The sequence below is a fragment of the Listeria tempestatis genome (assembly GCF_963575625.1).
GTDB classification, from domain to species: Bacteria; Bacillota; Bacilli; order Lactobacillales; family Listeriaceae; genus Listeria; species Listeria tempestatis.
In genome coordinates this window covers 45,002-52,842 of the sequence record NZ_CAUYTK010000017.1, presented here as the reverse complement: position 1 = coordinate 52,842, position 7,841 = coordinate 45,002, and the positions used below count along the sequence as shown (strand labels likewise).

The 7,841-nt window shown below is 33.2% G+C and carries 9 protein-coding genes; 6 read left to right on the top strand and 3 right to left on the bottom strand.

Going from position 1 to position 7,841, the window contains the following annotated elements; translation table 11 throughout:
- From R8923_RS13775 to R8923_RS13750, 6 genes are all read left to right on the top strand, one after another.
- Positions 1-426: AHH domain-containing protein (locus R8923_RS13775; RefSeq protein WP_485873330.1), on the top strand; the 426-nt coding region annotated here is incomplete at its 5' end.
- 11 nt (positions 427-437) lie between these two features.
- On the top strand, positions 438-1,001 hold the full coding sequence (locus R8923_RS13770) for an imm11 family protein (RefSeq protein ID WP_485873329.1): 564 nt from the start codon (positions 438-440) through the stop codon (positions 999-1,001).
- Between the two features lie 371 nt (positions 1,002-1,372).
- Positions 1,373-1,765, top strand: a complete 393-nt coding sequence (locus tag R8923_RS13765) for a hypothetical protein (RefSeq protein ID WP_485873328.1) — start codon at positions 1,373-1,375, stop codon at positions 1,763-1,765.
- A gap of 434 nt (positions 1,766-2,199) precedes the next feature.
- On the top strand, positions 2,200-2,610 hold the full coding sequence (locus R8923_RS13760; RefSeq protein ID WP_485873327.1) for a hypothetical protein: 411 nt from the start codon (positions 2,200-2,202) through the stop codon (positions 2,608-2,610).
- Positions 2,607-3,422, top strand: a complete 816-nt coding sequence (locus tag R8923_RS13755; RefSeq protein ID WP_485873326.1) for a hypothetical protein — start codon at positions 2,607-2,609, stop codon at positions 3,420-3,422. The genes R8923_RS13760 and R8923_RS13755 overlap by 4 nt, the downstream gene beginning before the upstream one ends.
- Before the next feature lie 271 nt (positions 3,423-3,693).
- Positions 3,694-4,533 carry a hypothetical protein gene (locus R8923_RS13750; RefSeq protein WP_485873325.1) on the top strand — a complete coding sequence of 280 codons (840 nt, stop codon included), beginning with the start codon at positions 3,694-3,696 and terminating at the stop codon, positions 4,531-4,533.
- Positions 4,534-4,727: 194 nt separating this feature from the next.
- On the opposite strand, the gene R8923_RS13745 is transcribed toward R8923_RS13750, so the two are convergent.
- From R8923_RS13745 to R8923_RS13735, 3 genes are read right to left on the bottom strand one after another with little or no spacing between them, the layout of a single operon-like run.
- Positions 4,728-5,558 carry a carbohydrate ABC transporter permease gene (locus R8923_RS13745; RefSeq protein ID WP_485873324.1) on the bottom strand — a complete coding sequence of 277 codons (831 nt, stop codon included), beginning with the start codon at positions 5,556-5,558 and terminating at the stop codon, positions 4,728-4,730.
- Positions 5,559-5,575: 17 nt separating this feature from the next.
- Positions 5,576-6,463 carry a carbohydrate ABC transporter permease gene (locus R8923_RS13740; RefSeq protein WP_485873323.1) on the bottom strand — a complete coding sequence of 296 codons (888 nt, stop codon included), beginning with the start codon at positions 6,461-6,463 and terminating at the stop codon, positions 5,576-5,578.
- Positions 6,464-6,512: 49 nt separating this feature from the next.
- Positions 6,513-7,760: a sugar ABC transporter substrate-binding protein gene (locus tag R8923_RS13735; RefSeq protein WP_485873322.1), complete on the bottom strand. Its 1,248-nt coding sequence runs from the start codon at positions 7,758-7,760 to the stop codon at positions 6,513-6,515.
- Between the last annotated feature and the right edge of the window lie 81 nt (positions 7,761-7,841).

Genomic DNA, 7,841 nt, shown 5'->3' with positions numbered 1-7,841 from the left:
GATGAAAGTGGTCTCACAGATGCAGTGATGGGATTAGGATTGAGTGTGGCTGCGATGCGGGGGAGTGTTACGTTTGATAAAGCAGGTGGGGCTACAAATGATATTATTAAAGAGACACCTAAACCTCAAAAACCCGAACAAATGCATCATTATGCAACAAATAAGAATAAAACTTATACCCCGCAGTTTGAGGAGATAGTAAAAAAATATGATTTAGGTTTAGATGATATTTGGAATAAGGAACTTTTACCACATCAAGGAAGACATCCTAATGCCTATCATGACTATGTTTTAGAAAATATGAAACAATTTGATAGTATTGCACAAGGAGACAAAGATATCTTTTTAGAACTATATAAAAATTTAAAGAAAAATATTGCTTCAAACCCAGATATGTTATATAAAGACTATTGGTTGCAAAAATAGGAGGTTTCGATATGAAATATTACAAATTATCGTTAGATATGACTCGAAGCGATGATATAATATGTCATTATGAGAATGATTTTGGAATCCAACAAAATGACTTAATGACAGGGAAGAAATTTGATAGATGGAATGGTAATTTTAAATTCTTTTTTAATAAAGAAGAAGGTAGTGTGGCTACAGACTACTTGGCAAATGATAAGGGATGGTTTGTAGTATCACTTAAGTTAAAGAAACTTTTAGAAAGTCTAAGCACAGAAATTCAATTTTTGCCTATAGAAATAGTCGAAAAATCAGGCACAGAGAAAATGACTTATTATATAGCTAACATAATTAGATTAGTAGATGCTTTGTGCTTAAAAGAATCAGAGTATTTTTCTACTGAACTTTCGACTTTAGGAACCATTTACACTGTAAGTAAATTCGCTATTTATGAAAAAAAAGTAGAGGAATCAGATGTGTTTAAGCTATCAAACAGACAAGAAATTCCTATTTTCGTATCCGAAAAATTCAAAAACTTGATTGAAAATAATGATATTACAGGAATTACTTTAACAGAAATTAGGGTTGTATAGCATTAATAAAAAATCTTGTTGGAGTATGAATGAAAAGTTGATATTAATAATTTTCTTCAGAAATTAACTAAAATATCGTTACAACCATGTATGGCGTTCATATTGGCTTTTATGATTTAAAAAGTGAAAAAGAAAAAATTATGAAACAAATTTTAAATAATAAATGAACATAAGTATTAATTTTTTAACAAAATTAAAGAGAAGCCAAATTAATGCAGCTTCTCTTTTTCATAGTCATTATACTTTTTGCATAATAGTAACGGCATTTTTGATACGAAAAAAGTGAATAGTGATGATATTAATCAGTTTAAAGAAATGTTTCCTAACACGAATGCTGTTGTAAAATACACAAAATAGTTTGGAGGATAAACATGTTTCAATACGAGATGTATTTCGCAAATGAATATCTTTTTGAAGTAATGACAGATTTGTCGCAAATCATGGGAATAAAATATGATAAAGATGAACTACAAAAAGTAATTAAGTTTAATGAAAAGAATAATATAGAAAACCTTTTTATCAGTTATGATGAAAATAGACAATATTTTATTTGTATTGATTGTGATAACATAGACTGGATATATCCGTTAGTCGTAAGATGTTCTGATAAGCAACACGAAGGAGTTAATAAGTGTATGTTGGAATGGGATAACAAAATTAGAGAAGAGTATGGACAAGATTTAACAGATTGTATTGGCAATAGTTACGGAAATGAAGATACTTTGTTAAAAAGGATTGAAGAAAAATATAAAATTAGCATTTAATAAAAGGATCCTTTACTATCTGATTGACGTCAAATAGTAAAGGTAATCTCATTAAACAAGTTGCTAATACCTAACAAAAGCTAGCTGTATTTGTAGATGGATGTATTTATAAAAAATACTCTGAAGACTTCAGAAAAGAATATGAATTCACTGAAAAAGAATGGTATGGCGAAAAATAAAGTGAGCAAAGGGTAGACTGTCCTAGCACTAATTGATTATGCAACTAATATTTTATCCAAAACAAGTGATGGTGCTAAACTGTAGCGACTAGTAAAGTAGGATTAGAGGCATTTCAAAAACTAGGGTCAGTTTCAGAATTTATAAAGACACATAAGATTGCAAAAGAGGGAATTGGCTATGTTGGAGATACCCTAAGTGTTACTGCGTATGCTTATGATGAATACATTAATCCGAAGAGCCCAGCTTATGGAGATGTGAACAAAGCCCTGTATGGTGGAATTAATTTATTCCTGTGGAATGCCGGACCATTAGAAGGTGTACAATATGGTGGGCCTGTTGGTGCGGCAGCAGGGGCTGCTAATACTTTAATACAAGGAAATTTAACTTTGTGGACAGACAAACTATTTGGTTTTGACTTGCCAGGAAAGAAAATAAAAACATCTGGTTTTGGAACAGAAAAAAATAAACGTAAATGGTTAGACAATTTATATACCTATTATGGTCAACATAAAATTATTGAAACTGATAAAAATTATCGAATCGGTATTCAACCAGAAAGTGGCAGTCCGAATTTTAACCCTAAAACTCAATATGAACCAAAGCAAAATAAAAAGGGAGTAGGAACAAATAATGCTCCTTCAGAAAATTGGAGGGGAAATCGATGAGTTTATTTTCAAAGTTAGTAGAAGAAATTTCTTTTGAACAATCACTGGAAAAAAATTCAATGCATCAGATTTATACAACATTAAATGGGACTGGAAAGGAGTTATTACCCAAAACAGTCAAGATATTCATTTTTGGTGTGATTGCTTGGGTAGTTTGCCTATTTTCTAGCAATAATTGGTTCTTATTTCCGATTATTGCATCTATCATTATTTTAGCAACTGTCATTGCCTATTTCAAAAGTAGTCTATATTTCAAAGCGGCTTTGTATAATGTGGCCATGTATTTATTTACACAGACTGCCCTAATTTTTTATCTTTCTAGCGTAGAAATATCGGAAAATGTCATTATAAATAGAGTGATTATTTTTTTCTATATGGTAGCTGGATATACTCTGTCATTTTATGTAATCAGATTAAAGTTACTTGAAATAATACAAACGAGATATTTGGCAATAGATGAAGAGCGGTTAAAAAAAAGAGGACCTATTAAGTTAGTTCGAACATTATCTATTATCTTGGTAAGTTTTATGATTGTTGCTATTGCAGGTATGCAGTTATACAGGGTGAATAAATGGTGGCTGAGTGGCTCTGACCCAGATTTTCTCGTAGGCCTAAATGGCACATTTATGGGCACAATTTTATCAGTAGTTCTTATAGGGGTTGCGATAATCATTGTACTTCTAATTACTTTATTGCCTACTTTACTTTTAAATGCAACGACTGTTGTAGATGGATGTATTTATAAAAAATACTCTGAAGACTTCAGAAAAGAATATGAATTCACTGAAAAAGAATGGTATGGCGAAAAATAAAGTGAGCTATGAAGAAAAAGAGGATAAAAATTATGGAATCTTGACCCCAGTCCAATATATTTAAAACCAGATGTGACCAAGTGATTCAACCCTTTATAGGAAAATACTGATTTAAAATGAATGGGGAAAAATTCGTGCGTGTTTTCTTTTTCCACATAAGTTGTTTTTGCCAAGAACTATAGCCACAATGCAGAAGTCCAAACTTTAATCTGAAAGAAATAAACTTAGGGATTAATTCAAATAAATCTCCTTATGAAAATGGGGGTGTAAAATGAAGTTAACACGAATTTTGTTTAATAGACAAATACAAGAGCAGGTTCAAAAGATTGATTTTGATCAAACTAAACAGGTGGTCAATCAAACATTTATAAAAAGGGGACTAAAACAAAACTTAATATTTGCTAGATACTTGATATTTGCTCTTACTATTATTATTGAAATCTTAATGGCAGGTACTTTATCGGGATGGGTAGTCAGTAATCCGATTTCTGCCATACTCGAATGGGCAGTTGTTTTGACTACCATTATTTATTTTTTTAAGATTATTTTTAAAAGTTTTTCTGAAAACTATTTATCAAGATTTTATTCATGTTGTTCTATCATGTTTAGTATAATTTCATTAATTTTTTCAATTGGATTGTGGTTTATACTAATTGCTTTTTCTGGTGGATTAAAAGATGCCTACATAATGCAAATTATCATTCAAGTAACTAGTGCGATTGTTGGAGGCACATTGGTTATCTATGTTATCTACAAATATCTTCTTTATTTAGAAATGAAGGAGCTGACTAGTTTTGATAAAGGAATAAAGCTCCCTTTTTTAGGGAAATTTTTGGATAAGTTTATTATTTATGGAGTTGTCATTCTAATCGGGGGGATGCAATTATATCGAATGAATAAGTTCTGGTTATTAAATGATTCATCTTGGATTTCTACAGTAATTGTCCCAATTGGTCAGATGCTATTAGGGCTTATCGTCGTTACGTTATTGATTATTGTTCCTCTACGATTCTTTTATCCGGAATTTGTGAAAAGCTACTTGCTTCAAAAATACAATGAAGAATTTCGTAAAGAAAGTGGAGTAACAGAAAGCCGGTGGTATCGTGGATAAATGTTCAATCTAATGTCAGGTACATTTTTTGATTCTGTTATGGACAAATAGGCCGCCTCCATATATTCTAGCTATTCAATAGCAGAGACAGCAAGAGTATCAGAGGTGTATCGATAGGTAAAAAATTTTAAGCCACCAACATCAAAATAAAAAGGTCAAAAAACCATTCACTTGTTTTTTGACCTTTTTATTTATTATTTCATCCCCGAAACATTGAACCCTTTTAAAATGTATTTTTGGAACATCATAAAAATCAGGATAACAGGGATAACCATGAAAGTGGAGCCTGCCATTTGTAAAGCATAATTACTGCTATATTGCCCTTTTAGTAACTGCAAACCTACGGAAAGTGTATAATATTTCTCGTCATTTGCAATAATGAGAGGCCATAGGAATGAGTTCCAGCCAGCAATGAAGGTTAAAATTCCTTGAACTGCTAAAACAGGTCGGGAAATGGGAATGATAATGCGCCAGAAAATATAAAATTCACTAGCTCCATCTAGTCGGGCAGCTTCAAGCAAGTCATCTGAGATGGTGGACATAAATTGCCGGAATAGGAAAATTCCGAAAGCACCAACTAAACCTGGAAGGATAATACCAGTCATTGTATTCGTAAGTCCCATAGCATTTAAAATTAAGTAAACCGGAATCATTGTGACTTGTCCGGGAATCATCATAGTCGCAAGTACTAAATAAAATAGTTTATTTTTTCCTTTAAACTTAAATTTAGCAAAACCATAACCGGCCATTGCATTGAAGAATAGACCGATGAAAGAAAATAGTACAATAATGAGGGTGTTTTTCAAATATACACTGAAATTCATTTCAATAAACAGCATTTTGAAGTTTTCCCAAGTAAATGTTTCTGGCCAAACTGTTGGAGGAATTTTTAAAATTTCTGCATCCGTTTTAAAGGAGGAGAGCACCATCCAAATGAACGGCAAAATCATAAAAAATCCGCCAATCGTTAAAATAAGAATAACAATTAGTTTTGACATACGTGATTTCTCTGTATATGGATTCATTTTTTTCTCCTCTCAACTTACATCGTATTGTTTTTTCTTTGTAAACGGAATTGAAGCAGAGTCACAATAATAATTGCAATAAATAAGATGAATGATCCAGCCGCCGCATAACCAAATTTACTAAATTGGAAGCCATTTTGGTAGATGAAAAGGGCAACTGAATTAGTACTGTCTAGCGGTCCGCCTTTTGTCATAACAAACGGCTCTTCGAAGAATTGCAACCAGCCAATTAATGTCGTCACACTGACAAAGAAAATTGCAAAACTAAGTAGCGGTACAGTAATTTTAAAGAGCTGTTGGAAATTTCCTGCCCCGTCTAGTTGCGCTGCTTCGTAATATTCTTTTGGAATTCCTTGTAAGGCCGCTAAAAAAATGATCATATTGACACCAATGGCCCGCCATACAGCAAGAATAATTAAAGAAATTTTAGCAATCGTAGGGTCTTGTAACCACGGAACTGGCGGCAAGTCGATGAGCGACAGCAAGTAGTTAAAAAGCCCAAATTGCGGGTTGTATAAATAACTCCAAACAACAGCAACCGCGACAACGTTAGTGATTGACGGAGTATAAAAGATTAAGCGGAAAAATTGGAAAATCTTTGCTTGAGAAAAATTAATCATAATCGCAATGGCAAGCGAACAAACGATAACAAGTGGAACACCAACAATAACATAAAATAGTGTGTTCCCAATAGATTTCAAGAAAATTGGATCTTGCAAAATATTAACGTAGTTCTCAAATCCAATAAAATTAATTTTTGAAAAGTCTGCCAGCCCTGTTAAGTTAATGTCAGTAAAACTAATGACAAAAGCTACAACAATCGGTATGAGGGAAAAAAGAATAAGTAAAATTAGCGCTGGCGAAATAAAGAAATAGGGTGTATGACGATTTAAAAACTGTTTCATGGCGCTCCTTTCTTATGAAAAAACGGGGCAAAGTGCGCCCCGCGGTATTTTATTTCTTGAGTATATCAACGACTTGTTGATTGTATGAATCCATTTGCTCTTGTGGATCAGCTCCGCCGCGATAAATTTGTTCCCAGTTTTTGAGGTAAGTTTGCGCAATTTCTTCAAATTCTGGAATAAGAGGCATTGGTTCGGCATCTTGCATTTGTTCACCGAATACTTGATAGAATTGGTCTTCTTTTAATGTTTTATCTTCCCAAGCAGCTTTACTTGCTGGCATAGAATTTGTATCTTTTAGCCATTTTAATTGAATATCTGGTTGACTCATAAATTCCATAAATTTAAGTGCTTCTTTTTGTTTCTTAGAATATTTAAAGACAGTCAAGTTCGCGCCACCTAGGCTGGAAATGTTATTTTCTTTTTTAGGAAGTATAGCAGTTGCCCATTTCCCTTCAATATCTGGGATTGTTGTTTTAACCGTGTTAACCATCCAAGGTCCACTAATGAACATTGGTACAATTCCGTCACCGCCAAATGTTTGAGCGGCATCCATTCCTAAATCAGTTTTAGGTGCAGAACCATTTTTTACAAATGAATCTAAATATTTTACAGCATCAACAAATTCTTTTTGATTAAAAACAGGTTTTGTATTGTCATCAGTAAGCAGTTCAGAACCGTTTTGACGACCAAACATAAAGCCTAGCGTTTGCTCGTTTGCATCTACATTAAGGCCATACATGTCTTTGCCACGTTTAGAAAGTTTTAAAGCAGCATCGGAAAGCTCATCCCAAGTTTTAGGCGCTTCGTTGTAGCCTACTTCTTTAAGTAAATCGGTACGATAGAATAAAACGCGCGTTTCTGCGTACCACGGAACACCGTAGTATTTGCCGTCAAATTCGGTTGTTTTTACCGAACCTGGGAAAAATTTGTCGGGATTCATGTTTTCACTCGCTTTAACTTCCTTCGAAATATCTTGAATAGCACCAGCTTCAACAAATTCAGGCATCCAAGTTGTTCCCATTTGCAAGACATCTGGTCCTTCTTTTGATGCAACTGCTGTTAATAATTTGTCATGTGCGTTTGCCCAAGGGATAACTTGTACTTTTACATCAATACCACTATCTTTTGTAAAGTCTTTGGCTAATTCTTTCAATGACTTAGCTTCGTCTCCCATTGCCCAAACTGTAAGCGTATCTTTATCGCTAGATTCACTCCCACTTCCAGAACCACAAGCTGCTAACACTAAACTTAAGGATAAAACTAAAACAGACAAAACAATACTCATTTTCTTCTTCATTATTTTTACCTCCGTTTTTATGACACATTTTCACAAACTTGGAATTTTATAGAAACGTTTCGATAGAGTTATTATAATATG